This is a genomic window from Agromyces badenianii (assembly GCF_003070885.1).
Lineage (GTDB): Bacteria > Actinomycetota > Actinomycetes > Actinomycetales > Microbacteriaceae > Agromyces > Agromyces badenianii.
Window position 1 is genome coordinate 2746137 of the sequence record NZ_CP028913.1, and the last position, 26508, is coordinate 2772644.

Annotated in this window: 23 protein-coding genes; 7 read left to right on the plus strand and 16 right to left on the minus strand. The window is 71.2% G+C overall.

All coding sequences use genetic code 11. From position 1 onward, the window contains the following. The first annotated feature begins 11 nt into the window (after positions 1-11). Entirely contained in the window at positions 12-611 is a 600-nt protein-coding gene (locus DCE93_RS12945) for an antibiotic biosynthesis monooxygenase (RefSeq protein WP_108596241.1), read from the plus strand. Positions 612-622: 11 nt separating this feature from the next. On the opposite strand, the gene DCE93_RS12950 is transcribed toward DCE93_RS12945, so the two are convergent. Continuing rightward, a complete protein-coding gene (locus tag DCE93_RS12950; protein ID WP_244284174.1) occupies positions 623-1471 on the minus strand; it encodes an IclR family transcriptional regulator in 849 nt (282 codons plus the stop codon). A 116-nt stretch (positions 1472-1587) separates the two neighbouring features. Here DCE93_RS12950 and hutH point away from each other — a divergent pair, with 116 nt between their 5' ends. Then, entirely contained in the window at positions 1588-3225 is a 1638-nt protein-coding gene (gene hutH, locus DCE93_RS12955) for a histidine ammonia-lyase (protein WP_108596242.1), read from the plus strand. Positions 3226-3254: 29 nt separating this feature from the next. On the opposite strand, the gene DCE93_RS12960 is transcribed toward hutH, so the two are convergent. The 14 genes from DCE93_RS12960 to DCE93_RS14665 all read right to left on the minus strand — a co-directional run bounded on the left by DCE93_RS12960 (position 3255) and on the right by DCE93_RS14665 (position 20688). Then, on the minus strand, positions 3255-4175 hold the full coding sequence (locus DCE93_RS12960) for a phosphate ABC transporter ATP-binding protein (protein WP_244284175.1): 921 nt from the start codon (positions 4173-4175) through the stop codon (positions 3255-3257). Positions 4176-4201: 26 nt separating this feature from the next. Continuing rightward, complete coding sequence (locus DCE93_RS12965) at positions 4202-5212, minus strand: sortase domain-containing protein (protein ID WP_235825154.1); 1011 nt, start codon at positions 5210-5212, stop codon at positions 4202-4204. After that, the gene (locus DCE93_RS12970; RefSeq protein WP_108596243.1) at positions 5209-6033 is read right to left on the minus strand and encodes a hypothetical protein; all 825 of its coding nucleotides are present in this window, start codon (positions 6031-6033) and stop codon (positions 5209-5211) included. The genes DCE93_RS12965 and DCE93_RS12970 overlap by 4 nt, the downstream gene beginning before the upstream one ends. 65 nt (positions 6034-6098) lie before the next feature. Next, the gene (locus DCE93_RS12975; RefSeq protein WP_165906038.1) at positions 6099-7211 is read right to left on the minus strand and encodes a COG1361 family protein; all 1113 of its coding nucleotides are present in this window, start codon (positions 7209-7211) and stop codon (positions 6099-6101) included. A gap of 166 nt (positions 7212-7377) precedes the next feature. After that, positions 7378-8442, minus strand: coding sequence for a hypothetical protein (locus tag DCE93_RS12980; protein WP_108596245.1), 1065 nt, complete (start codon positions 8440-8442; stop codon positions 7378-7380). A gap of 29 nt (positions 8443-8471) precedes the next feature. Continuing rightward, on the minus strand, positions 8472-9587 hold the full coding sequence (locus DCE93_RS12985) for a substrate-binding domain-containing protein (RefSeq protein ID WP_108596246.1): 1116 nt from the start codon (positions 9585-9587) through the stop codon (positions 8472-8474). A 158-nt stretch (positions 9588-9745) separates the two neighbouring features. After that, positions 9746-12277: a hypothetical protein gene (locus tag DCE93_RS12990; RefSeq protein WP_133411787.1), complete on the minus strand. Its 2532-nt coding sequence runs from the start codon at positions 12275-12277 to the stop codon at positions 9746-9748. Between the two features lie 219 nt (positions 12278-12496). Beyond that, positions 12497-14086, minus strand: coding sequence for a phosphate ABC transporter substrate-binding protein PstS (pstS, locus tag DCE93_RS12995; protein ID WP_108596248.1), 1590 nt, complete (start codon positions 14084-14086; stop codon positions 12497-12499). Further along, a complete protein-coding gene (gene pstA, locus DCE93_RS13000) occupies positions 14083-15402 on the minus strand; it encodes a phosphate ABC transporter permease PstA (protein ID WP_108596249.1) in 1320 nt (439 codons plus the stop codon). Before pstA ends, pstS begins: the two co-directional genes overlap by 4 nt. Before the next feature lie 2 nt (positions 15403-15404). Next, positions 15405-16541 carry a phosphate ABC transporter permease subunit PstC gene (gene pstC, locus DCE93_RS13005; RefSeq protein WP_108596786.1) on the minus strand — a complete coding sequence of 379 codons (1137 nt, stop codon included), beginning with the start codon at positions 16539-16541 and terminating at the stop codon, positions 15405-15407. A 169-nt stretch (positions 16542-16710) separates the two neighbouring features. Next, positions 16711-18444 (minus strand): protein kinase domain-containing protein, encoded by a 1734-nt coding sequence (locus DCE93_RS13010; RefSeq protein WP_108596250.1) that lies wholly within the window; start codon positions 18442-18444, stop codon positions 16711-16713. Continuing rightward, a complete protein-coding gene (locus tag DCE93_RS13015; RefSeq protein WP_108596251.1) occupies positions 18441-19256 on the minus strand; it encodes a lytic transglycosylase domain-containing protein in 816 nt (271 codons plus the stop codon). Before DCE93_RS13015 ends, DCE93_RS13010 begins: the two co-directional genes overlap by 4 nt. After that, the gene (locus tag DCE93_RS13020) at positions 19240-19812 is read right to left on the minus strand and encodes a YegP family protein (protein WP_108596252.1); all 573 of its coding nucleotides are present in this window, start codon (positions 19810-19812) and stop codon (positions 19240-19242) included. Before DCE93_RS13020 ends, DCE93_RS13015 begins: the two co-directional genes overlap by 17 nt. Positions 19813-20196: 384 nt before the next feature. Continuing rightward, positions 20197-20688: a hypothetical protein gene (locus DCE93_RS14665; RefSeq protein WP_168186230.1), complete on the minus strand. Its 492-nt coding sequence runs from the start codon at positions 20686-20688 to the stop codon at positions 20197-20199. A gap of 40 nt (positions 20689-20728) precedes the next feature. Between DCE93_RS14665 and DCE93_RS13025 the strand changes: the two genes are divergently transcribed. Beyond that, the gene (locus DCE93_RS13025; RefSeq protein WP_168186231.1) at positions 20729-21712 is read left to right on the plus strand and encodes a M23 family metallopeptidase; all 984 of its coding nucleotides are present in this window, start codon (positions 20729-20731) and stop codon (positions 21710-21712) included. A 74-nt stretch (positions 21713-21786) separates the two neighbouring features. Here the strand turns inward: DCE93_RS13025 and DCE93_RS13030 are convergent, their stop codons facing one another. After that, on the minus strand, positions 21787-23217 hold the full coding sequence (locus tag DCE93_RS13030) for an aromatic amino acid lyase (protein ID WP_108596254.1): 1431 nt from the start codon (positions 23215-23217) through the stop codon (positions 21787-21789). A gap of 120 nt (positions 23218-23337) precedes the next feature. Here DCE93_RS13030 and DCE93_RS13035 point away from each other — a divergent pair, with 120 nt between their 5' ends. From DCE93_RS13035 to DCE93_RS13050, 4 genes are read left to right on the plus strand one after another with little or no spacing between them, the layout of a single operon-like run. Next, on the plus strand, positions 23338-24015 hold the full coding sequence (locus DCE93_RS13035) for an IclR family transcriptional regulator (protein ID WP_108596255.1): 678 nt from the start codon (positions 23338-23340) through the stop codon (positions 24013-24015). After that, positions 24012-25109 carry an ABC transporter ATP-binding protein gene (locus DCE93_RS13040; RefSeq protein WP_108596256.1) on the plus strand — a complete coding sequence of 366 codons (1098 nt, stop codon included), beginning with the start codon at positions 24012-24014 and terminating at the stop codon, positions 25107-25109. Before DCE93_RS13035 ends, DCE93_RS13040 begins: the two co-directional genes overlap by 4 nt. Continuing rightward, positions 25106-25756, plus strand: coding sequence for an ABC transporter permease (locus DCE93_RS13045; protein ID WP_165906040.1), 651 nt, complete (start codon positions 25106-25108; stop codon positions 25754-25756). Before DCE93_RS13040 ends, DCE93_RS13045 begins: the two co-directional genes overlap by 4 nt. Next, complete coding sequence (locus tag DCE93_RS13050; protein ID WP_108596257.1) at positions 25753-26490, plus strand: ABC transporter permease; 738 nt, start codon at positions 25753-25755, stop codon at positions 26488-26490. Before DCE93_RS13045 ends, DCE93_RS13050 begins: the two co-directional genes overlap by 4 nt. Positions 26491-26508: the final 18 nt, after the last annotated feature.

Consider the following 26508-nt stretch of genomic DNA (forward strand, 5'->3'; position numbering starts at 1 on the left):
GGGAAGCTCTCATGACGACGGAACCGATCACCGTCTCGATCCGGCGCGAGGTCGACCCCGAGCGCATCTCCGAGGCGACCGCCTGGGTGCAGACGGGCGTGAACCTCGCCAACAAGTACCCGGGCTTCCTCGGCTCGGGCTGGGTGCGCGCCGGTGAGGGCTCGCAGGTCTGGCACATGCTCTACCGCTTCGCGAGTGAAGAGACGCTCGAGGCGTGGGAGCGTTCGCCCGAACGCACCTGGTGGCTCTCGATGGGCGAGGAATTCGTGCGCTCCGAACGCAGCAGGCGGCGCACCGGCATCGAGGGCTGGTTCGACGAGCCGGCGACGGGTTCGGTTCCGGTGACGGATGCCGCGGCATCCGTCGTGCTCGACGAACTGCCGCCCGCGCCGCCGCGATGGAAGCAGGCCGTGACCATCTGGCTCGGCTTCTTCCCGCTGAATCTCGTGTTCACCCTGCTCGTCACCTCGTTCCTGCCCGGCTGGAACGAGCTCGCCGTGGTCTGGAAGGTGCTCGTCACGACGCTCCTGCTCACGCCGATCATGACGTTCTGGGCGTTGCCGTTCGTCACGCGGATGCTCCGGCGCTGGCTCGCGCCCCGAGCGGGCTGAGTCGGGCAGGCTCAGCGGATGCCGCGGATGCGGCGCGACAGCGTCGCCGCCGCCTCTCGCACTCCGGCGACCGCCTGCTCGCGCAACTCGGGTCGCGCGCCATCGGGGAACGTCACGGCGATCGCGGCGGCCGGCCAGCCGAGGTGGTCGACGACGGCCGCACCCGCCGAGGCGAGCCCGGGGGTCACCTCGCCGTCTTCATCGGCCCAGCCCCGAGCACGCACCTCGGCGAGCTCGCGTTTCAGGCGACCGTAGCTCCAGTCCGCGGCCTCCGCGGCACCGCCGCCCGCGGCATCCGCCTCGCCCTGCGGTCGCCGCGACGCGAACGCCGAGCGGTCGGGGTAGAGCGCGCGCAACTGCGCAGGCGGCAGCGCGGCGAGCATCGCCTGGCCGGTCGCGGTGAGGTGGGCGGGCAGGCGCACGCCGACGTCGGTGACGAGCGATGGCCGCCGCGGCGCGCGCTCCTCGACGAGGTAGAGCACGTCGCGCCCGTGCAGCACGGCGAGGTGCCCGCTCTCGCCCAGACGATCGACGAGGGCGGCGACGAGGGGCCGGCCGAGACGGGCGAGCGGCTGCTGGCGCGAGAAGCCGCTCGACAGCTCGAACGCGGCGATGCCGAGCCCGTAGCGGCGCTCCTCGGGCAGGTGCACGACGAAGCCACGCTCCTGCATGACGGCGAGCAGGTGGTAGACCGTCGAGCGCGGGAGGCCGAGCGCGTGGGCGATCGTCACGGCGGGCACCGGCCCGCGCTGCGCCGCGAGGTGGGCGAGGATCGCGAGCGTCTGATCGGCCGCGGGAACCTTCGACACCCCGCGGTCGACTGCGCGCGCTTCGTCGCGCTGCTTGCTCGATTCCGACACGTTGGGTCCTCTCGACGAGATGGCTCGGCTTCAGCCTACGCCCTCGTCTGGGATACCGGACGGCTGCTGTTCTGGTCGTGTTCCCGCGCGCGCGAGGGCGGTGTGGAATCGGAGGCATGAGCATCGCTCCCGATTCCGTACCCGCCCGCGCCGCGGCATCCGTCACCGTCGGCACCGGCCCGCTCGGCATCGACGAGGTCGTCGCGGTCGCGCGCGGCCGGGCGACCGTCGTGCTCGACCCGGCCGCACTCGACGGCGTCGCGGCGAGCCGCGCGGTCATCGAGGGCCTCGCCGCCGACCCCGAACCGCACTACGGCATCTCGACCGGCTTCGGCGCGCTCGCGACGACCTTCATCGCCGAAGACCGCCGCGCCCAGCTGCAGGCGAGCCTCGTGCGCTCGCACGCCGCCGGATCGGGCGCCGAGGTCGAGACCGAGGTCGTGCGCGCGCTCATGCTGCTGCGCCTCTCGACGCTCATGACCGGCCGCACGGGCGTGCGCCGCTCGACCGCCGAGACCTACGCGGCGATCCTGAACGCGGGCATCACGCCGGTGGTGCGCGAGTACGGCTCCCTCGGCTGCTCCGGCGACCTCGCACCCCTCGCGCACTGCGCGCTCGTCGCGATGGGCGAGGGCAAGGTGCGGGTCGCGGGCCCGTCGAGCGGCACGGGTGGCTCGACCGGCTCGGGTGGCTCGGGTGGCTCGGGTGCCTCGACCGGCTCGATCACGGATGCCGCGGGCGCCCTCGCCGCCGCCGGCATCACGCCGCTCCGCCTCGCCGAGAAGGAGGGCCTCGCCCTCATCAACGGCACCGACGGCATGCTCGGCATGCTCGCCCTCGCGATCGACGACCTCCGGATGCTCCTGACCACCGCCGACATCGCCGCCGCCATGAGCGTCGAGGGGCTCATGGGCACCGACGCCGTCTTCGCCGAGGATCTGCACCGACTGCGTCCGCACGCCGGACAGGCGGCCTCGGCCGCGAACCTGCGGCGCCTGCTGTCCGGCTCCCCCATCGTCGCGAGCCACCAGGGCCCCGAGTGCACCCGGGTGCAGGATGCCTACTCGCTCCGCTGCGCCCCGCAGGTGCACGGCGCCGCCCGCGACACGCTCGCGCACGCGGCATCCGTCGCCGATGCCGAGCTCGCGAGCGCGATCGACAATCCCGTGCTGACGCTCGACGGCCGGGTCGAGTCGAACGGCAACTTCCACGGGGCACCCGTCGGGTACGTGCTCGACTTCCTGGCGATCGCGGTCGCGGATGTCGCGTCGATGAGCGAGCGGCGCACCGACCGGTTCCTCGACCGAGCGCGCAACCAGGGTCTGCCGCCGTTCCTCGCCCACGAGGTCGGGGTCGATTCGGGCCTGATGATCGCGCAGTACACCGCGGCGGGCATCGTGAGCGAGCTGAAGCGGCTGGCCGCACCCGCGTCGGTCGACTCGATCCCGTCGTCGGCGATGCAGGAGGACCACGTGTCGATGGGCTGGGCCGCAGGCCGCAAGCTGCGTCGCGCGATCGACGGACTCGCCCGCGTGCTCGCGATCGAGGTCATGACCGCCGCGCGCGGGCTCGCGCTTCGCGCACCGCTCGCACCGGGCGCGGCGACGGGCGCGGTCGTGTCGCTCGTCGCGGAGGCCGGCGCCGTGCCGGGGCCCGACCGCTTCCTCTCGCCCGAGATCGAGGCGATCTCGGCGCTTGTGGCATCGGGCGACGTGGCCGCACGTGCGAGCGCGGTCACGGGCGCACTCGCCTGAGCGGGTGACACCCGGGGCTGAGTCTCAGCTCAGCCGAACCGCCCATTGACGTAATCGAAGGTGCGCGGGTCGATCGGGTCGGCGAACATCGCCTCCGTGTCGCCGTGCTCGACGATCGCACCGGGCGTGCCGTGCGAGGCGAGGAAGAACGCGCACTGCTGCGAGACACGCTGCGCCTGCTGCATGTTGTGCGTGACGATCACGATCGTGACGTCGTGCACGAGCTCGAGCATCGTCTCCTCGATCACCCGCGTCGACGTGGGGTCGAGCGCCGAGCACGGTTCGTCCATGAGCAGCACGCGCGGTTTCACCGCGAGGGAGCGGGCGATGCAGAGGCGCTGCTGCTGGCCGCCCGAGAGTCCGCCGCCGGGCGCGCGCAGGCGGTCCTTGAGCTCCCGCCAGAGACCCGCCTTGGTGAGGCAGGTCTCGACGAGGTGGTCCTTCTCGTCGCGCGAGGCTCGGATGCCCGTCAGGGTGAGCCCGGCGAGCACGTTGTCGTAGATCGACATCGCCGGGAACGGGTTGGGCTTCTGGAAGACCATGCCGATGTGCTTGCGAGCGTCGACGAGGCGCCGGCCCGTGTCGTAGATGTCGTCGCCGTCGAGCAGGACCTCGCCGGCGAGACTCGCCGAGGGCACGAGCTCGTGCATGCGGTTGAGGATGCGCAGGAAGGTGGACTTGCCGCATCCCGACGGCCCGATGAGCGAGGTGACCACACCGGCGGGCATCGTGAGCGAGACGCGGTCGAGCACCTGGTGATCGCCGAACCAGGCGGAGATGTCGCGCGCGTCGAGGGTTGCGAGGGGCGCGGGGGGCTCGTCGGCCGGCGCCGGCGCGGTGGCGGTCGCGTTCCGCATCCCGGGCAGGCGCAGCGAAGGCAGCAGGCTGCCCCGGCCTCGCGCCCGGCTCTCGGGCAGCACCTCGACGATGGTGGTGGTGTTTTCGGACATGGTTCCGGCTTTCGAATCGGGCGGGATCAGAGGAGGTTCGGGAGCAGGCGGGCCACCTGATCGGCGACGAAGAGACCGGCGAGGAGGACGACCGGGACGAATACGATCCAGGTCTTCTGCGCGCCGATCCGGCGGAATGCCCAGACTGCCGCGACTTCGACGACGATGAGGAGCTGCAGTGCGAACACCAAGGCCCAGACCGTCGTGGTGTCGGTTGCGAGGGCGGTGTCCTCCCTCGGCAGCGTCAGGCTCGAGGTCTGCCGGGCCCCTGCCGGTTGCACCTCCGAGGTGAGCTTCGCGTCGACGTAGGCGATGCCGCCCGGCACGAACGCGGCGCCGCGCGCGGTCTGCAGGATCAGCCGGCTCTCGCCGCGCTTGGGCGCAGGCGGCGTCGGATCGCCGGCGTACCGGAGCCCGATCACCTCGAACTTCTGCAGGCCCTGGCCGGTGCGAACGGTGAACTTCTCACCCGGGGCCAGTCGCTGGATGCCCGAGAACGGGCCGCCGTACGCTGCGTTCCGGCCCATGATGACGCTGACCCCCGCCTGACCGGGCAGCGCCGTGTCGCGACGATGCCCCGGGCCCGCCGTCAGCTGCGCCGACGAGGTGCCCTCGACGACGAACTCCCGGAGGTCGAGGCTCGGGATGTCGAGCAGGGCGACGGGCACGCCGTCGGCGAGCAGCACGTCGTCGAAGTCGCCCTCACTCACCGGCGCGGTGCCCGCCTCGAGTGCGGCTCGGAACGTGTCCGACAATCGCTGCTGCGCGGCGAAGTGCTGAACATGGCCGAACAGCATCAGGTTGAGCACGAACATCAGCGCCAGCGCGGCGAGCATCGCCGAGGCGCTGCGGGCCAACGCCTGCGCGGGACTGAGCGGGGCGTAGACGACCGGTGCCCGCGGCGGACGCTTGGGCGGTTTGGGCGGCCTCGGGAGCTTCGGCGGCCTCGGCGGGCGAAGCCGACGTGCAGATGGCGCGGCGGTGGCGTCGCCGACCGTGTCGGCGCTGTCGTACTCCTCGAGCTCGGTGGTCGTCACGCGGTCTCCCCGGCGACGATCGGCAGCTCGGCCCGCCGCAGGAAGTGCCGCACGGCGGCCGCCCCGAGGAGCGCCGCGGCGGTCACGCCGATGAGCCACGGCGGCGCGAAGACGAAGGCGTCGCGGGTGACCGGGGTGAGCTCGGTTCCGTCGACCACCTTCGGCGGAGTGAGGCGCGCGTGTGCGGAGATGAGCGTCCACTGGCCCACCCCGGGCACGTCGGCGCTGATCGTGCGCCGCTCACCGGGCTTGAGATTCACGACGCGCACGTCGTCGACCTGGCCGATCCGGTTACCGAACGGCCCCTCCATCCAGAAGTCGGCCCGCATCGTGATGGCGGAGTCCGAGACGTTCCGAACGGTGAACCAGAGCTGCAGGTCGCCGCCGAAGGGGTTGGGTGATGGCGAGTACCCGCTGCTCAGGCCGCCGAGGTAGAGCACGCCGCCGAGCTCGAATTCATCGGGTCCGGGGGGCAGGTCGACGACCGGTTCGACGGATGCCCCTGGGGCGACGCTCCCCGGGCCGCGCGTGCTCGGCGATCCACTCCCGCCCGAGCTCCCGACCGGGGTACTGCCACTCGGGCGGCTGACCGGAGGGGCGCTCGGACCGCAGCTCGGCACCGGCGTGGGTGCCGCCGTCGACGTGGGCTCGGGCTTCGGCGGTGGGCCCAGGACCGTCGCCGAGAGCTCGATGCCGCGCACGTTCGGCGGCTCGGGGCACGTGAGCGCGCTCCGCACCTCGTCACCGGCTGCGTGCGCGGCCGCGACCCCGCCGCCCAGCAGCATCGTCGCGAGCGCGGCAGCCGCGACACCGCGTGTCACCGAGACTCCCAGTGCACCCGCCCCCGCGACCCGCCCTCGGCCGCTGCGATCCCGACCCACGGCGCTCAGCTCTCCGAAACGCCGCGCGAGCCCTCGCCCGCGCCGACGAGGTCGCGTTCGGCATCCGCCTTGCGACGCGCCTCCGCCTCGGTGTGTTCGATCCAGGCCTTCGCGTTCCGGTCGTTGCGGCTGCGGCTGAAGCGGATCCAGGCCCAGACGCCGAGTCCGATCACGACGAGCGCGAGCAGCACCCACGGCACGACGAAGATGACGATGTCACGGTGCACCACGCTGAGCGGACCCGGGTTGAGCGCTTCGGGGTCGACCTTCGGCGCCATCGACACGTACGGGTTCAGGTACACCCACTGCCCGACGCCGGGCACGACCACGGTGACGGTGCGGGTGCTGCCGGGCAGCATTTCGCTGAGCTCCTCTTCAACGGCGGCGCCCAGGCCGACGCCGAAGACGCCCGTCACTCCGACGATCATGTCGGCACCGAGCGCGACGTTGCCCGCGTTGCGAACCGTGAACGTGACCGTGGTGTCGCCCGCGAACGGGTTCAGGGTCGGCTCGTACGACGCGGTCATGCTCGAGACCGTGAGGTTCGGCTGGAGCTCGCCCGGCACCCGCACGTAGAGTCGCGTGCCGACGCGTCGGTCGACGAGTACCTGCCCGTCGGGCGAGACCGCGGAGATCACGATGCCGGCCGCGTGGTCGCCCGGCGCGGCATCCGCCGGCACCGTGACCGAGAACGGCACGACCTTCGACTCGCCCGGCTGAAGCAGAATGTCGAGCTTCGTCGTGCCGCCGTCGAACACGACCCAGGCACCGGCGTCCGAGGGCGCCACTCCGGTGTCGAGCAGGCCGTAGCCGCCGTCTTCGCTGTTGAACGCGTCGGTCGCGAAGACCGCGAAGGTCTGGGCGACGGTGCCCGTGTTCGCGACCACGTAGGCGTCTTCGACTGTCTGACCGGGACTCACCTGGTAGCTGAACCGAGTACGACCGGTGGTGTTGGCATCAGCCAGCGGGGCGCCCGAGATGCCGATGGTGCCGTCGTCTCCCTCGGCGAACGAGCCGGCGGCGGGCGCGATGGCGGCGGCCGTGCCCGCGAGGAAGGCGAGGGCGAGGAGCGCGGCGAGACGGGAGATCGGGCGCGCACGGGTCGGGAAAGATTGCACAGTACATCTCCCCAGCACCGGTTGTCCTCGACTCATCCGAGTGCTGAACGAGCCGTGAACGAGAGACGGCGAGGGGCGATCTCCGGCGGGGCGGCTCCGGCGGGGCGGTCCGCGGAAACGCAGAGGAGGGGCGGCGCCGAAGCGCCGCCCCTCCCCTGTTGCGGAGCTACTTCGAGACGAGCGTGAGCGTCATCTTCGAGGTGTAGGTGCCGGCGGGCGCGTCAACCGGAGCGACGAGCTTGAGGTCGGCGCTCAGCTTCGTGATGCCGAGGCTGCCGGGACCGGCGGCGCCGTCGGCGAATGCCGACGGGTAGGCGGCGGTGCCGGGCGTCTGCGCGGCGCCGGCCGTCGCCGTGGTGGAGGTGGTGCCCGCGGCGACGACCTTCGGGGTGCTGCCGAGGTGCTTCGCCTCGATGGTGTTGGTGCCGGAGACGAAGTTCGCGACCGACTGCGTCAGGGTCCAGCCCGGGCGCGAGACGACGCGGTCGTCGCTGACGGTGACCTCGGGGAGGGTGGCCGTCGAGGTCGACAGGCGGTTCACGAGCGTCGCGGTACCGAAGGTCGCCGCGGCGTTCGCCGGAACGGTCAGCTGCAGCGCACCGTCCTCAGCGGCGATGGTGGTCGCCTGGAGGTCGATGTCGCCGGTCTGGCACGAGGCCGGGTCGGCGACACAGGGGTCCACGGGCGCGGTGACGTCGGTCGACGCCACGTAGCTCCAGGTGCCGCCGGGGTAGACGGTGATGTGCGCGTACATCACGCCGGAGTCGGCGATCAGCACGTCGTTGCTCTTCGTGAAGGCGATGCCGAGCGAGAACTGACCGCCGTTCGTCTTCACCGTGCCCATGTTGGCGCCGTCGATCTGGAAGATCGAGATGTTCGGGTAGGAGACGTCCTTCGTTCCGGGAGCGAACCCGGCGTCGTTCTTGCCGACCCAGTTCTGGATGTCGCGCTCCTGGCCGCGGGTCGAGAGGAAGACCTTCACGCCCGTCGCGTCGGCCGAGCCGACGAAGGCGTCGCCGGGGTTGACGGCGTTCGGGTTGCCGAGGATGAAGTCATCCCACTGACGAACGGCGCCATCAGCGATGAGCGTCGCGTTGTCGTCGAGGATGTAGAAGGCCGACGAGGAGCCGGACGGCGTGATGGCCGCCATGGCTGCCGGCGCGGTGGCGCCGACGAGTGCGAGTGCGATGGCGCCGGCGACGGCTGCCTTCGCTCGGATGGACTTGAGCATGTTCGTGTTCTCTTTCTCTGAAAGCGGGATCAGCCGGCGGGGTACGCGGCGATGGGAGTGCTGCTCGAAGGTGCGAGGAAGCCGAACTTCTTCTTCACGGCGCCCGGGTGGAAGGCGAGGTTGCCGAAGTTGGTGAGGCTGTTCGACTTGGTGGAGTCGATCAGGTTGGCGAGTGCCGGGTCGAACGCGGCGGAGCCCGAGAACGTCGAGTCGACGCGCGAGCGCTCCACGATCAGGTAGGTGTCGCGGCCGAAGGTGCTGTTGGAGTAGTAGCCGGCGCTCGGCACGAGGTTCGGCGCGGTGCCGGTGAAGGGCACCTGACCGGCGACGGGCGAACCGAGCAGCACGGTCGGAGCTGCGGCGAGCGTGTTCACGCCCGAGACGTTGTTGCCCTGCGAGACCCAGTTCGCCACCGAGAAGGGGATGATCTGGTTGTCGCCGAGCACGGTCGCGTCGTTCTCGGGAAGCGTCGTGGTCGCCTGGTCCGCCACACCGGAGGGGTTCGTCACGCCGATCGCGCCGAGGAAGAAGCTGCGCGTGCCCGAGCCGTTCTGCGGCAGCTTCGGCGTCACGGTGACGCCGTCGATGCTCGTGAGGGTGCCCTCGTAGATCGCCTTGAGCTGCGCGGCGGTGAGGTTCGCCCACGCGGCGGTGCCGCCCTTGTAGGCGTACGCGAGTGCGTCACGGCCGTAGGGCACGTAGAGGAGCTTGCCGTTCGCGTCCGCGTTGGAGCCCGGGCCGCTCGACGAACGTGCGATGTCGACCTGGCCGGGGATGGGCTTCGCGGGCGTCGTGTTGCCGCTCGCCGACCAGTTCGCGCCGTCGATCGAACGACGCAGCGCGTCGCGACCCTGGCTCGAGCCTGCGGGGCGGGCGAAGTACACGCCGGCGCTCTTCGTCTGGATCGCGGCGGAGCCGAACGAGTCGAAGTTGCCGAGCGTCGAGATGCCCGACTTGACGCGGACGAACGATCCCGACGCACTCGTGCCGTTGATGAGCGCGTTCATCGAGTCCTGCAGGGTGTCCGAGCCGACAGCCACGTAGCTGTTCGACACGGGCTCCGCGGAGGCGGACGAGGCGATGGCGACGCCCGAGAGGGCGACACCGATGGCCGCGCTGAGCGCGACGATCTTCTTGAGTTTCACTGAGTTCCTATCCGAGAGGTGTGGATGTGGAGGTGACGATGTGCCGAACTGCAGATGATGCGGTCCTGCGGGTGATGCGGTACTTCGGGTGATGCGGCATTGCGGGTGGTGCGGTACTTCGGGTGGTGCGATGGAACGGTCGGGTGAAGTCGGGATGGTCAGCGACGCTGACGGAATCGGGGGATGAGCGGAACGGCGGCAGCGCCCGCCAGGCCGGCGAGGAGGCTGATGGGCAGTGCGGCCTGGACGCCGACGAGCTCGGGGTCGTCTGGCGTCGTTGCGCCCGAGAGCGCGGTGGCGGCCTCACCGGTCGCCTCCGGCGCGCCGTCGGCGGGGACCGGGGAGCCGCCCGCCGTCGAGCTGGATGGGGTGAGCCCGGTGGCCGCCGTTCGCGGCGCCTGGCCCGTCGACTGGACGCTGCCCCGTACGGGCGATTTCGCCGGCGTGCCCGCCTGGATGGCGTCGGCGGCGGCAACGGCCTGGGTGCGCCACCCCTCGGGCAGCGGCGCATAGCCCTCGGGCAACTGCCCGAGCGCGACGCCGGGCGTCTGTCCGGTCGATGCCGCGTAGCGGATGAACGTCGCGTAGCTGGCCCGCAGGCGGGCATCGGTCATCGCGGGATTGACCGCGGCGTACACCGGCATGGCGAGCGGGTAGGCCGCAGGTGCGCCCTGCGCCCTGCTCGATGAGAAGTCGAAGCCGTAGACCTGGGGCTGAGTGGAGGATGCGGTCATGGCCGCCGCCGCAGCGGCGATCGACTCCGTGCTCGGAGCGACGAACTGCCCCGCCGGGTTCAGCAACGAGGTGGTCACGATCTGGTACTTCGCCGCAGCCGCGGTGTCGGTCAGCCCGATCACCCCTTGGCTGCCGGGCAGGTTCCGGGGGGTCTTGACGTACTTCGGCGGATTGCCGAACGCGTCCCACGCGCCGAGGACGAGACCGTCGCCGCGCAAGGTGAGGTACCCGGCCGTGTCGAGCGTGTTCGTGTACGGACGCCAGGTCACGGTGTTGATCGCCGCGGGACCCTGCGGAACGGCGGCCACTTCGGACGGGTCGGCCTTGGGGAAGTCCTCCCTCGGCAGTTCGACCCCGTTCTGCGTGGGGTTGATCGCGCCATCCGTCGAGCTCCACTTGTTCACGACCATGCCCCACGGATCGGGTGCGCCCGCGAGGAAGGCGCGCGCCTCGGCGTCGGCCATCACGTAGCTCCACAGGGCGTACGCGGCATCCGAACGCCCCTGCGGGACGATCATGTCGGACAGTGAGACGTTCGCGATCGCCTGCTGCGACCACTCAGGATCGTCGGCGTTGACCTCGAGGAAGTCGGGATCGAAGAGCAGGTTGCGAGGGTTCGGCACGAATGCCGTTCCTGCGGTGTGGCCGAGGTGACTGCGATCGGCGTCGAACGGCAGTGCATCGCGATACGAGGAGGTGAGCAGCTTCGCGATCAGGCGCGGGGTGAGCTTCATCGACTCGAAGGGCAGGCGTGCCTTCGCCGCGTACTCCGGCGGCACGGTGCCGTCGACCTTCGGCAGCCGGTCGATGGCGAATGACACCGTCACGCCCGTGAGCGCGACGGGCGCGTAGCTCAGCTTGTCGGTGATGTCGGGCGCGAGCGGCCGCGACGTGAGTGCGAGCGGGGCGGGGATCGTGCCGTTCGCGGCGACCGACGCGTCGCTCTCGGGGCCCGTGAGGAGGGTGTAGGCGTCACCGCCCTGGGCGCCGCAGAGCGTCGGCTGCCAGGACGCGATCGCCGTCGCGGCGAGTTCGGAGCCCGCGAGGTGGCGTTCGGCGGCGCCGATCGTGCAGCTGAGCCCGAGCGGGCGGAAGTCGAGGCGCACGGCGAGGCGGTGCTTCCAGGTGTCCCAGAACAGCCCCGACTTGATGATCGCGGACTCGCCGGCGTCGGCGGTGCCGCGGGGAATGGCGACGAGCCAGCAGGATGCCCCGGTGACGCTGCCGTCGGTGGCGGTGACCCGGGATCCACAGCCGAGACCCCGCGACTGCACGGCGGTCTGCACCTCGAACTTCGTCGAGCCTTCGCCGTTCGACGCCGATCCGGCCCACGGGATCTCGTTCGACGTGAACTGCGTGAAGAACTCGTTGGTGTTGACGCTCACGCCCGGAACCTTCGCTCCACCGACGACCGCCGCGACGGTCTCCCCAGTCACCGAGCGGAACGGCACCGCGGAGTAGGCGGGCGAGAGGAAGCCGTTCGCCGGCGTCGAGAATGCGGCGTCTTCGGGGGCGACGGTGCCCTCGCTTCGGTTGCCGTCGCGAGTGGCGCCCGGTGTCAGGAAGGCGCCGTACTGGCACGTCTCGCGGTCGGGTCCGCCGTCGGGAGCATCCCCCCAGCACTGCGCGAACTGCAGGAAGTTCTCGCCGCCAGTCTGCTGGGTCGGCGGCGAGGACTCCTTGCCGCCGGTCCAGCTGATCTCGAGCCCCTGGGAGACGAGACCGCTGGTCTGCGAGACCGTGATCGCGAGATCGGGGAACGGGGCGTTCTCGACGTCGGGGTCCTGCTGGGCGGCCGTCACGGTCACCGACTGGGCGTCGTCGGCATGAGCAGAGGGGGATGCCGCGACACCCGCCAGAGCGAACACGCCGAAGACGAGCGCACCGGTGAGGGCTCCGGCGACGCCGGATGCCATCCACGTCGATGCGCGGCGGTCGGTACGTGCTTCGGGCACAGGACGCTCCAAGGTGATTCGCGGCAGACTCACTGCCGATCCGGGTCGAAAGTATGGGCGGTTCGTGTCATTCAGATGAACGATGCGGCAACGACGTCTCGCGCGGACATGGCGCGGAGTCGCGACATCCCGAACGCGCACGAAATCAAAGTTGAACTGGGGTTTCGACACGCCGATGAGCCGGAAGCGCGCGGCGCTCCGGCTCAACCGCTGCGGCGGTCAGTTCGGGGTCGACGCACCCCGTCGAAGACGACGGGAGGCCAGCGGCGGCACGACGATCGCCGCAACGAGGAACGCGCCGGCCGCGAGCATCAGGAACTGGGCGGCGCCCCATCCCTCGTCCGCGAGGGTGAACGGCGAGGAGACCGCGAGCCCGGCCGTCGTCGCGGATCCGGAGATGAGGTTGCCGTTGGCGTCGTAGAGCGGCTCGGAACCCGCAGCACCGGCCGCAGCACCGGCGGCGGCGGCATCCCCGCCCGCCGTGGACCCGGCGTCCGACGAGCCGCCGCCCGACCCCGACCCCGTGATCGCCGTCTCCTGGGGCGCTCCGGCGGTGCCGGTCGTGCACTGGTTCGGTCCCTGCTTGTCGCAGTCCGACGGCTGCGGCGCCGTGGCGGCGAGCTGATTGCTGCCTGGAGAGTCCCCGGGCTTGAAGGTCGGGTTGTTGCACGCATTGATGTCGACGTCGCCGACGGATGCCCCGGGGATGCGCTTGATCTGCTCGAACCCGGCCAGCACGAGGTTCATGGGCAGCGGCGAGTAGCCGAGCTGCGGCGCCTGCTGTTGTCCTTCGCAGAGCATGTAGTTCGCGAAGGTGCCGAGCGTCTTGCCCTTCTCGGCGGTGAACGTGCGGTAGACCGCGGAGTTCACCTCGGTGGGCACGATCATGTACGAGTAGCTCGAGAGCGGGTACGTGCGCGGGTCGGCGCTGTTGTAGACGCCGTCGAGGTTCTGCGTCAGGTCGGAGTTGATCTGCGCATGCATGAGGCCGACGGCGACGGACGACGCGGTCGGCTCGATGTAGTAGCCCGAGGAGTTCAGCACCTTCGCGACCGGGAATCCCGCCTTCAACGCGTAGGAGTACTCGACGTACGTGATGGCGCCCTCGCCGTAGTTCTGGCTGACGTACCCGGCCACGCCGAGCGAGCCGTTCTGCGCCTTGCCGTTCGACGGCGGCGGGAACTGGGAGGTCATGCCGCTCGTCCAGGTGTCGGGGTACTGGCGCGACATCCAGAGCGTGAACTGCGCCGACGACCCCGATCCGTCGGAGCGGACGACGGGCACGATGGGGCGGTCGGGCATCGCGAGGCCCGGGTTGTCGGCCTGGATGGCCGCGTCATTCCACTTCGAGATGGCGCCCGTGAAGATCTTGGCGATGACGGGCCCCGACAAACGCAGGTTCGTCACCCGCTTGCCGCCGATCTTCAGGTTGTACATGAGCGAGGTGCCGCCGGCGACGATCGGCATGTACGCGAACCCGCCGCGCGGGTTCTCGGGCTGCGAGCCGTCCTGCGGTTGGGACTGGAACGGGATCTCGCTCACCGCGAAGTCGACGGCGCCGTTGAGGAAGTCGGTGCGCCCGGCCGAGGAGCCCATGCCGTTGTAGTCGACCTTCATGCCGTAGTTCGCGAGCACGTTCGTGCGCCACTGATCGAGCGCGTTCTGCGACCACGTCGAACCCGACCCGGAGATCGGCGCCCAGGAGTCGGCGCGGGCCGACTGCGGAGCGGCCTGCCCGGCGACGCCGAGGAGCAGCATGCCGGCGATGCCGGCGCTGATGAGGCGGAACAGGCGTCGACGCGAGGTCATTGGGGGTGCTCCTTCGGGTGGTGCTGTGGCTCGGCCGGCGCGCTTCGCGCGGGCCGTTCGGCGATGCGTTGCGCGTCACGCGCCGACGCCGCGGCGACCGCGCGACGTCGTCGGCCCGAGAGCTGACCCGGGCCGCGTCCGCCGACGAGGCGCGCGATGGCGAAGAGTAGGAGGACTAGGAAGATGAGGGTGGCCGCCGCGCCGAACCCGCGCGCGATCATGTTCGGCTCCGGCGACTTGACGAGCTCGAAGACCTGCAGCGGCAGCGAGATCATCGGCCCAGAGAACGGGTTGAGGTTCATCGCCGCGGTCACGCCCGAGGTGAGGAGCACGGGCGAGGTCTCTCCCACGCCGCGCGCCGTGCCGAGGATGACGGCCGTGACGAGTCCGGGCCGCGCGGTCGGCAGCACGACATGCCAGACGGTGCGCCAGCGGCTCGCTCCGAGGGCGTACGAGGCTTCGCGGAGGTTTCCGGCGACGAGTCGCAGCACGACGTCGGAGGCGCGGATGATGATCGGCAGCATCATGACCGAGATCGCCAGCGATGCGGCGAACCCCGATCGTTCATGCGTGACGAGCGTGATGACGGCGGCGTAGACGAAGAGGCCGGCGACGATCGAGGGCAATGCCGTCATGGCGTCGGACACGGTGCGCACGAATCGTGCGAATCGCCCGCCGATCTCGTTCAGGAAGACCGCGGTCGCGATGCCGAGCGGGATGGTGACGGCGAGCGCGATGCCGATCTGGATCAGGGTGCCGACGATCGCGTGCAGCACGCCGCCCGCAGTGAGCGGGTCGAGCGGGCCGGCGAGGCCCATCGTCTCGGTGAAGAAGTTGAGGTGGCTGATCGCCGGGATGCCGCGGCCCACCGTGTACAGCACCACGAAGGCGAGCGCGCCGAGCAGCACGCCGCCCGCGCTGTAGAGCAGCGCCGTCATCACCCGGTCGGCGACCTCCTGGCGATCGGCACGCAGTGCGACGAGGAACGCGTACATGCCGATGAAGCAGACGAACGCCACGACGGCCCATCCCACCGCCCCGGTCATGGGCGTGAACCAGCCGAAGAGCAGCACCGCGACCGCGACCGCGGCGGCGAGCGCGCCTAGCAGGTTGAACCGGTCGTCGAGGGTGGCGCCGCGCACCTGGCGGCGGGGCCCGATCGGGAGGTCGCCACGTTGCGGTGTGACCGTTCGGCCGACGCGGCCCGCGGATGCCGCGGGGTCGCTCTCACCCGAGGGGGCGGCGTGACGCCCGCCCTCGAGTTCGGCGAGCTCCGCCGGGTCGATGACCGTCGTGATCGTGTCGGTCGCGTTCATGGTTACGCCTCACTCTCCGCGCCCGAGCGCGATCGAGCGACGATCGACGACGCCGTGAAGTTGACGACGAGCGTGATGAGGAACAGCACGAGTCCCGCCGCCATGAGTGCCGAGAGGCCGAACTGGCTCGCCTCGCCGTAGCGCAGCGCGATGAGCGCGGACACCGAGTTGGAGCCGGTCTTCAGCACCTGCCAGTTGATCGTGAAGATGGGCGAGATGATCATGTACACCGCGATCGTCTCGCCGAGCGCGCGCCCGAGGCCCAGCATGACGCCGCCGATGATGCCGCCTCGGCCGAACGGGAGCACGACCGTGCGGATCATCCCCCAGCGGGTCGACCCGAGCGCGAGCGCGCCCTCGCGCTCACCGGGGGGCGCCTGCGAGAACGCCTCGCGCATGACGGAGGTCTGGGTGGGCACGACCATGAGCGAGACCACGATGCCGGCGATGAACGCCGACGAGGTGAACGCGCTGGCATCGGTGAGCTGGTCCCCGTCGGGGCCCGTGACGGCGAAGATGGGAATCCAGCCGAAGTAGATCGAGATCCACTGCGCGACCGGGATCACATTCTGTTGCAGGAAGAAGACGCCCCACAGCCCGAAGACGACGCTCGGCACGGCAGCCATCAGGTCGACGAGCGAGACGAGCATCGACTTCACACGGCCCGGCACGATCTCGGAGATGAGGAGTGCGGTGCCGAGCGCCAGCGGCACCGAGATGCTCATCGCGACGAGCGCGATCGAGACCGTGCCGAACAGCACTGCGGCGATGCCGAAGGTCTGCGTCTCGGGCGACCACTTCTGCTCGGTCAGGAAGGAGAATCCCGAGACGGCGAGCGCATCGCCGGCACGCAGCGAGAGGAAGACGCCGACCGCGAGCATGACGGCGACGGTGATCCCGCCGGCCGAGTAGCTGAGGGCCCGGAACACCCCGTCGGCGGCCGACGGCTTCGACGCGAGCGATCGGGCGCGATCCCGTGACGGTTCCGATGCCGGCCCGGGTGACACCGGAGCACGCAGCACCTCGGTGCGACCACCGTCGGGCGAGGTTCGCGAAGCCGTCGCGATCTCGTCGACCGGCTCGAAGGGCGGATCCGCGTCGACGACGGCGCGGTGCGACGATCCGTCCGGCGCGTTCATGACGCGGCCGAACGACACGAGGACGGGCTCATCGGGTTCCTCAGGGATGACACGGGCGGGCTGTGGTGCAGCGGCGAAGCCGTGACCTCGGAACACGATCCGCGAGCAGGGTGAACGACCGACGTCGCGGGCGCGAAGGAGACGTGGACTGGGCGTGGCGCATGGGCCCTCAACCGCCCGGGGGCCCGGGGGTCGGCGCGGGCGTCGGTGTGGGCGTCGGCGTCGGCGACGGTGTGGGTGCCGGCGTCGGCGCCGGCTCGGCGCTCGCCGCGACGACGATCGTGACGGTCGTGCCGATCCGCAGCACGGTACCGGCGTGCGGTTCGACGCCGAGCACGGTACCGGCGGCGGCCGTGCCGCTCCGCTCCACGGCGACGTTCGCCGCGAAGCCGGCGCTCTCGAGGAGCGCGGCAGCACCGGCCTGCGACATCCCGACGGTCTCGGGCACCCGATTGAACCCCGAGGCGACGGTCAATCCGATCACGCTGCCCTGGTCGACGCGCGTGCCGGCACCCGGAGCCGATGCGAGCACCGTGTCGCCGGCGTGTCCCGAATCGATCACGGACAGCGTGCCCGCGACGAGACCGGCGGCCTTGAGCACGTCCCGGGCTTCGGCGAGCGACATCATCGCGAGTTCCGGCACGTCGACGGTCTCTGCGGGCGCGTCGGCCTCGGCCGAGGCCGACGGGCCGGGGCCGGCCGGCACGTCGACCGCGGGTGCGGAGCTGGGCGGCGCGGTGGCGGCGGGCGGCGTGGCGGCGACGAACGCGAGGATCGCCCCGACCGCGGCGACGGCTGCGATCGCGGACGCCCAGGCTCCGAGCCGTCGCGGTCGCCCGCCGACGATGCGCTTCGCGGCACCAGGCCTCACGCCTGGCGCCGTGGTCCGGGCGACGCGGTGCACGGCCGTCGACACCGCATCCGACGGCCGGGCCGGCACGCTCGTGCGCCCGAGGACCCGGGTCGCAGTCGGCGGGAGCGGATCGAGCCGACCGGGCTCGGCGAGGGCCGGCTCGGCGACGGAGACCTCGATCTCGATGGCGGCCCGCATCTCGGCCGCGGAGGGGAACCGGTCGTCGGGATCCTTGAGCATGGCGCGCACCACGATGCGGTCGAGCCCCCGCGGAATCCGCGAGTCCATCACCGACGGCACGGGAGGAGGCGCGGCGAGGTGGGCCCGGATCGTCTCCGCGGCCGTCGCGCGTTGGAACGGTGCGCGCCCGGTGAGCGCGAACGAGAGCACCGCTCCAAGCTGGTACAGGTCGCCGCGCTCGTCGACCGGGGCACCGCGTGCCTGCTCGGGCGACAGGTAGTCGACACTGCCGATCACGCCGGCGTCGCCGACGGCGTCGTCGCTGCGGAGGATGTCGGCGCCGAGCGCCGCCCGCCCCGCGGCATCCGCGAGGCCGAAATCGAGCAACCGCACGCCGTCGACGCCGATCTCGCCCTGCTCGCCGGCGACGACCATCACGTTCGCCGGAGACACGTCGCGGTGGATGACGCCGGCACCGTGTGCGACCTCGAGGGCCCGCAGCACGCCGTCGGCGACGGCGACGGCTTCGGCGACGGCGAGTGCTCCGTGGCGTGCGACGTGCTCGGACAGGCTGAGGCCCTCGGCGCGTTCGAGCGCGATCCACGCGACGGCGTCTCCGGATGCCTCGTGCACGCCGACCCCGAGCACCCCCACGATGTTCGGGTGGCGCAGCTGCTGCGCGCGTCGAGCCTCGGCGAAGAACGCCTCGCGCGCGCTCGGCCGGCCCGACAGGTGCGGGTGGAGGAGCTTCAACGCGACCCGGTCGCCGCTGCTCGTGTCGATGGCGGCGAACACCGACGCGGAGCCGCCGGTACCGAGGAGCTCCCCGAGTCGGTACCGGTCGGAGATGAGGCTCGAGCTTCCCGTCATTCGGGTGCGGACTGCGCGTAGCGGTTGGCTGCGTCGGCGACGGCGTCGACGTAGGCCTCGACGTGGTTGTAGGAGAAGATCGCCCTGCGCCACCCCGACGGGTCGGAGAGGTCGCCGGAGCTGCACAGGTATCGGCCGGCGGCGAGCGCCGCGTCGTCGATCTGCTGGGGGTCGGCCGTGCCCTCGCCATCGCCGTCTGCCCCCCAGCGGGCCCACGTCGAGGGGATGAACTGCATCGGGCCGACGGCACGGTCGACCCGCGCCGAGCCGTCGATCAGCCCGCCGTCCGTGTCGTCGATCGCCGCGAACTCCGTGCCGTCGAGGTCGGGCCCGAGGATCGCCGGCCGGGCGACGCCGCGCTCGTCGAGAGCGGAGCCCGCGTGGGTTCCGTGGCCGGACTCCAGGTGGCCGATGCCGGCGAGGGTCGACCACCCGAGGTGGCAGTCGGGCGATTCGCCGCGGATCGCGAGTTCGGCGCCCGCGTAGGCGCGCACCGCGCGCACCGGGATCCCGGTGCGCGTCGCCGTGGCGGCCGCCCACGCGGGGTCGACCCGATCGGCGTTGCCGCGCACGCTCGCGGGGGCCGCGTCGGGGGCCGCGAGCTCGGCGAGCCCGGCCGGCGGTTCCGCGACGGGATCGATCGCATCGGAGACGAGCGACGACGCGAGCCGGTCGTGCGCGCCCGGCTCGGAGTAGGCGAAGACGCCGCCGACGAGCCATCCCAGGAGTCCGACGAACGCGGCGACGACGCACACGGCCGCCCACCGCGGCGCGGACGCCGCGCGCGGCGTCCGGTCACCAGGACTGGGCATGCCCGCTCGAGGTGAGTCGCCGGCTGAGCCGGCCCGAGGGGGCCGGTCGATCGACCTCGGCCGACAGCACGGCGTTCGGCAGGGCCGCGAGCGTGCCCGCGACCGATGCGGCCATCGCCGAGGTCGAGCTGTACCAGCGGCCGCACGTCATCACCGGCACACCGTCGTGGGTGACGATCCATCCGTGCGTCGCGGGCTCGGGGCCCATCACTGCGGAGACCTCGAGATCGGCCGCGTGCCGCTGCAGCCGCTGCACGTGCATGCGCGCCGCCTCGAAACTCGAGTAGAGCAGGTAGCTTCGGCCGAGTTCACGGTTGTTCGTCGCAAGGAGGCGCCACAGGCCCGATACGGCACCCGGCGTCTTCGGGGCCGGGACGAGCGGCGCGGCACGACGCGCCGCTCCCGTCGCAGCGGGTCGCGTCGCCGCGGCCAGGGGTTCCCGGAACCGGCCCCACGCCAGCAGCATCGGACTGTCGGACAGACGGAATGCGGTGAACACGACGCGTGCGTGAGGTGCCTCAAGCTCGCCGGGCACGAGATCATGGATGCCGGTCACGGTGGTCTCTCTGGGGCAGGAGCATGGTCTGCTGTTCAAGAGAACATTCGGGGCGACAGGTTACCGCAGCCCCTCCGGTGTGCTTGCTACAGGTGTACGGCAAGTGATGAAACGGTGCCGGAGGCACGGTGCCCCGGGGCCTGGAATCCCTCTGACGCTCACGCCGCGTGCTCGGTGCGCGCTCGGGACCAGGACCGGGACGGCTCCCCTTCGCTGAAGGAGACGTGGCCGGCGGATGTCGAGTCGATGTCGTCTGCCTGACCCCGTTCCGGCCGATCCGCCCGAGTCCGCCGGAGTGGCGCGACAGGCGTCGCGACCGAGCGCCCGGGCCGCGCCCTCGGCTGTTGTGCGCCTCCGACGCCGATGCGAGACTGAGGGAGTCGGTCACCGATCCGGCAGCCGAACGGAACCCATGATGTCGAGACGTTTCCTCTCCGGCCACGACGAGCGGCCGCTCCAGGTACGGCGTGCCCGGAGCGACGGGTTCGCGCTCGCTGCCGCTGCAGCCGCGATCGTGCTCGGCGTGGCGGGGATCGGCCCCGCCCAGGCCGCGGAGCCGGCGCCCGGTCCCGGAGCTGCCACGAGTGCGCCGACATCGGAGACGCCGACCCCGACTCCGACGCCGACTCCGACGCCGAGCGATCCGCCCTCGACGCCGCCTCCGAGCCCCGAGCCGACGCCCAGTCCCGAGCCGACGCCCACGCCGAGCCCCGAACCGACGCCGACGCCGATTCCTCCGACGCCGACGCCGACGCCGATTCCTCCGACGCCGACTCCGACGCCGTCTCCCACACCTGCTCCGAGCCCCGCTCCCTCCGAGCCCGCGCCGACCGATTCGAGCACCTCGGCACCCGGCGGCGTCACTCGCTCCGGCACGCCGGTCGCGCTCGAGGGCGCCGGCCCGGTCGGCCGCATCGTGCGCGCGCGAATCGATCCTGAACTCCTGGCGCTGCTCGGCGCACGGTCCGCCATCGACCGGGCGGCCAGCGAGCTGCGCGAGGCCGAGGCGGAGCTCGAATCGGCGCAGGCGACCGAAGAGCTGGCCCACTCGATCGCCGAGCAGCTCGAGGTCGACGCCGAAGAGGCGCGCGACGAGGCCGACGCCGCGGCTCGCATCGCCCTGGCCGCGGCGCAGGGCGACGGCGCGGCGATGGGCTCGATGGACGCCGTCTTCGGCGCGGGCAACGATCTGCTCGCCGGCCTCGGGGCCGTCGCCCGGGTGACCCAGATCGCCGGTGACGCCGACGAGCTGCTCACGATCGCGGCGAAGCGCGCCGCCGCAGCCGAGCGCGCCGAAGACCGCGCGGCCGAGGCCGAGGCCGAGGCCGGCACGATCGACATCTCCGCCGTCGCAGACCAGGTCGCGAGCGCGACGCGGGTGCTCCAGACGGCGACGAACGAGTCGAGCGACCTCAAGACGCGAGTCGCCGCGTCGAGCATCGCCGTGGTCGAATCACTGCCGCACGATGCCGGGCAGCTGAGCAGCCAGGGCTGGGCGGAGCCGGTCGCGGGCCGCATCACCGACGGCTACGGACCCCGGCCCGACAAGCCCGTCGCGGGCGTCAACGAGTTCCACCGCGGCACCGATCTTGCGGCGGCCTGCGGCACGCCGGTCTACGCCGCGACCGCCGGCGTCGTCGCGGAGGCCGGGCCGAACGGCAGCTACGGCAACTGGGTGCTCATCGGCCACGGTGCCGACGTGTCGACCGGCTACGCGCACCTCGCCGACGGCGGCGTGCTCGTCGCTCCCGGACAGGCCGTGTCGGCCGGCGAACTGATCGGCACCGTCGGCAGCACGGGAGCCTCCACCGGATGTCATCTGCACCTCGAGGTGCGCCTCGGCGGGGTCGCCGTCGACGCGGTGCCCTTCCTCGCGGCTCGAGGCGTCGCATTCGACTGAGTCGCGGTGCATCGCGGCATGCGGCGAGCGCATCGGCCGATGGCGCGGCGTGCAGGCGCTTGCCTGCCCTCGACTCAGAGCGCGGCGAGCTCGGGGATCAGGGCCTGCGCCACCGAGAGGTCGCCGCGCAGCGAACGATCGTCGTCGTCCGCGGGGAGCACGGAAACCGCGCGCGCAGCATCGGCGAGGCGCGACGGCAGCGACGACGCGCGGATGCCGCGTTGCCGCAGCAACCTCGACGACTCGACGAGTTCGCACCCGAGCAGCACCCGGGCGGCCTCGAGCGCCTGCTCGAGCTGTGCGACCGCCTGCGTCGCGAAGCTCGCATCCTCCTCGGCGCCGCGCGAGAGCACGACCGACGACAGGGAAGCGGGCTGGGCCGCGTGCCGCAACTCGCCCAACGCGGATGCCGCCACGTACTCGATCATGAGCGTGCCCGAGGAGCCGGCGGGCCCGACTGCGAGGAACGGCCGGCGCCCGGTGAGATCGGGTTCGTTCAGCATGCGGATCCGCGAGAACGAGATCGGCCCGGTCTGCGCGAGCGCGAGGTTCATGCCGTCGCTCGCCAGCCCGAGCGCGGCCTGGAAGAAGCCGGCGTGGTGCACGACAGCGCCATCGCCGTCGAAGACGAAGAGCGGGTTCTCCTGGGCGACGTCGATGAGGGCGTCGAGCCGGGAGCGCAGGCGCCCGGCCGCATCCCACGCCGCCGCGGTAGATACGACGAACGCTCGCAGACCGTAGGAATCTTGGATTCGCGCGGGCTCCACGATGCCGTCGCCGACGAAGGAGCGCACACGTTCGGCGACCGCCTCGGCACCGGGTGCGGCGGCGGCCGCTGCTGCCGCCGCGGAGAACGGCGACGGGTTGCCGTCGAGCGCCACGAAGCTCAGCGAGTACGCGACGATCGATGCACGCAGCACCTCTTCGAGCTCGACGAGCGCGAGGCATGCGCGACCGATGGTGAGGGCGCTGCTGCTCATGAAGGCGAGCGCGTTCTCGGATCCCCACGGACGCATCGGGGCCAGCGGCCGGCTCGCGGGCAGTTCGCCCTGCAGGGTCAGGCCGGTTGCGGCGAGCGCTGCGAGGTCGGCCGTGCCGATGGCTCCGTAGCGCAGCACGGTCGGCAGCGCATCGTCGTTCAGCATGGCGGCGACCCCGTCGAGCACGTCGGCACGGATGCCGCTGCCGGCGCGGGCGAGTTGCGCGAGTCTCACGGCGAGCATCGCCCGGACCGCCGGGGCGGACAACGGATCGCCCGCATCGGTGGCGTGGCTGCGGAGCAGCCGCAGGCCGTGATCGCCGTCGGCCGTCTCGACGATGGTGGACCGGTTCGCCCCGACCCCGGTCGTGCGCCCGTAGGTCGGGATGCGCGCGCTCAGCGCGTCGGCGTCGCGCGCTGCCCGCACGACACGGTCTCTCGTGGCGTCGGAGATGCGCACCGTCTCGCCCCCGACCGCCACCGCGACGATGTCGTCGACCGTCGTTCCTCCGTCGAAGTTGATCACAGGGTCCTCCGTTCTCGATGCCGTACTATTCGACCTCCTTTGTACCTCAAATCAAAGAAAAGTATTGCCATTCGGTGACAAATGGTTTTTACTAGATGAAACACTCATTGGAGAGCGAACATGGCCGAACCGTCCACCCGAACAGTCGATCGGGCTCTGAGCCTGCTCGCCGTGATCTGCGACGACGGCCGATTGACGCTCTCCGAGGCATCCCGGGCGGTCGACCTCTCGCCGAGCACTGCGTTGCGTCTGCTCCGCACGCTCGAGACGAGCGGCTTCGTCCGTCGCGACGACGACGGCAACTACCGCCCGGGCAGCCGCATCATCCAGCTCGGTGCGCAGTCGCTGAGCAATGAATCCCTCATCGCCCAGGCGCATCCGATCATGGAGGCGCTCGTCGAGGAGACCGGTGAATCGGCCTACCTCAGCATCGAGGGGCACCGTTCCACCGCCCTCTACATCCACATCGTCGAAGGCACCCACTCGGTCCGCCACACCAGCTGGGTGGGCCGAACGATTCCGCTCGATCGCTCCGCGGCAGGGCACGTACTCACCGGCGGCACGCCCGCAGAGGGCTACGTGGTCGTCGAACGCGGCGTCGAAGCGGATGTCACGGCGATCGCAGCCCCGATCCGATCGGAGCGAACGGTCGTCGCAGCGCTCAGTCTCGTCGTCCCGAGCTATCGGATCGACGACCTGGGCATCGCCCGTCAAGGCCGCGCCCTCGCCGAGGCGGCCGCGTCGCTCTCGGCCGGTCTCAGCAAGCGCACCATTTCGTCTGCAGGAGGAGACGCATGATCACGTTCGACAAGGTCTCGAAGGTCTATCCCGACGGCACCGTCGCCGTCAATGAATTGAGCCTCGAGGCTCCCAACGGCAAGCTCACGGTACTCGTCGGTCCATCCGGATGCGGCAAGACCACATCCATGCGGATGATCAACCGGCTCATCGACCCGAGTTCGGGGGTGATCAGCCTCGACGGGGTCGACACGCAGTCGCTCGACCGTGTCGCGCTCCGCCGCCGCATCGGGTACGTCATCCAGAATGCCGGCCTGTTCCCGCACCGCACGATCGTCGACAACGTGGCGGCACTGCCGCGACTCCTCGGCAACGGTCGACGCGAGACGCGCGCCGCCGCGCTCGAACTGCTCGAGCGGGTCGGGCTGAACGAGAGTTTCGCGAACCGCTACCCGTGGCAGCTCTCGGGCGGCCAGCAGCAACGCGTCGGCGTCGCGCGGGCACTGGCGACGAATCCCCCGTTCCTGCTCATGGACGAGCCGTTCAGCGCCGTCGACCCGATCGTCCGCGAGCAGCTCCAAGACGAGTTCCTCCGGCTCCAGGCCGACATCTCGAAGACGATCGTCATGGTCACCCACGACATCGACGAGGCGCTGAAGCTCGGCGACCAGGTGGCGGTGATGCGCTCGGGCGGCACCCTCGCCCAGGTCGCCTCGCCCGCTGAACTGCTCGCGGGGCCGCGCGATGCCTTCGTGGCCGACTTCATCGGCACCGCCCGCGGCTACCGGGCGCTCGGCTTCATCCACGACGACACCGTCGCCGTGACCCGGGAGCCGACGATCACCTTCGGCCAGAACACGGGCACGATCACGGCGGCCGGCGACTGGGCGGTCTTCGTCGATGCCTCGAACCGCCCGCTCGGCTGGGTCGACGTGCACGGGCCCGACCGCGTCGTCCGCGAGTCCGAGATCAACCTCAGTGGAACCGTGGCCCGTTCGTCGGGCACCCTTCGCGACCTGCTGAACTCCGCGCTTTCCAGCCCGAGCGGCCGCGGTGTCGTGGCCGGCGATGGCGGGCAGTTCGTCGGAACCGTGTCGGCGACCGAGATCGTCGAGGCGATCCGCCGGTCGAAGGAGACGAGGGTGGCGTCATGAACATCGACTGGGTCTGGTCGAACCTGCCGCGCATCGGCGAGCTCACGATGAACCACATCGTGCTGACGCTCATTCCGACACTGCTCGGCCTGCTCGTCGCGCTGCCGCTCGGCTGGTGGGCGCACCGTTCCCGTCGGGGCTACCCGGTGATCGTCGGGGCCGCCGGCCTGCTGTACACGATCCCCTCGCTCGCGCTCTTCGTGATCCTGCCGCCCATCCTCGGCACCAGAATCCTCGACCCGCTCAACGTGGTCGTCGCGCTCACGGTCTACACCGTGGCACTCCTCGTCCGCGTCGTGTCCGACGGGCTCGGCTCCGTGCCGTTCGAGACGGTGCAGGCCGCCGAGGCGATGGGGTACCGCAGCTGGCAGCGGCTCGTGCTCGTGGAGCTGCCCGTCGCCGTGCCCGTCATCGCGGCGGGCCTCAGGGTCGCGGTCGTCTCCAACGTGAGCATCCTCACGATGGCGGCGCTCCTCGGCATCCCGCAGCTCGGCTCCCTGTTCACGCAGGGCTTCCAGCTCCGGCTCTTCGTGCCCCTCATCACCGGCATCGTGCTCTGCGTCGTGCTGGCGGTCATCTTCGACGCCCTCATCATCTGGTTCAACCGAATCGCCACCCCGTGGCGCCAACGGACGGTGACCTCATGAACGTCCTCGACTGGTTCCTCGACCCCGCGAACTGGGTCGGCCCCGACGGCATCCCCGTGCAGGTCGGATTCCAGCTCCTCTACTCGGCGATCGCCCTCGCGATCTCGCTCGCCATCGGTGTTCCGCTCGGCATCTTCATCGGGTACACCGGCAAGGGCGAGGGCATCGTGGCCGGCCTCGCGAACTCCCTCCGGGCGCTCCCGACCCTCGGCCTCCTCGTGCTCCTCTACCTGGTGCTCGCACCGGTCGTGATCGGCCAGATGGTGTACGTGGTGCCGACGATCATCGTGCTCGTGCTGCTCGCCGTGCCGCCCATCCTGACCGGAACCTACTCGGGCATCCAGTCGGCCGACCCCGACGCCGTGAACGCCGCACGCGGGCTCGGCTACACGAAGCGCCAGATCCTCTGGAACGTGCAGCTGCCCTGTGCGCTCCCGCTGCTGCTCTCGGGCGTTCGCAGTTCGACCCTCCAGGTCGTCTCGACCGCCACGGTGGCCGCCTACCTCGGCCTGCAGGGCCTCGGCCGCTACATCCTCGATGGGCGCGCTCAGGGCGATTACGCGCAGATGGCCGGCGGGGCCATCCTCGTCGCCGCTCTGGCCCTCGTGCTCGAGTTCACATTCATCGGCGTGGGACGCCTGGTCGTCTCGCCCGGTCTCCAGCGCGTCACCCGGCGAACCCGGAAGACCAACGTTTCCACCGCGACGTCTGCGATCCAGCTCGGCGCATCCTGATCCCCACCCCCCTCCACC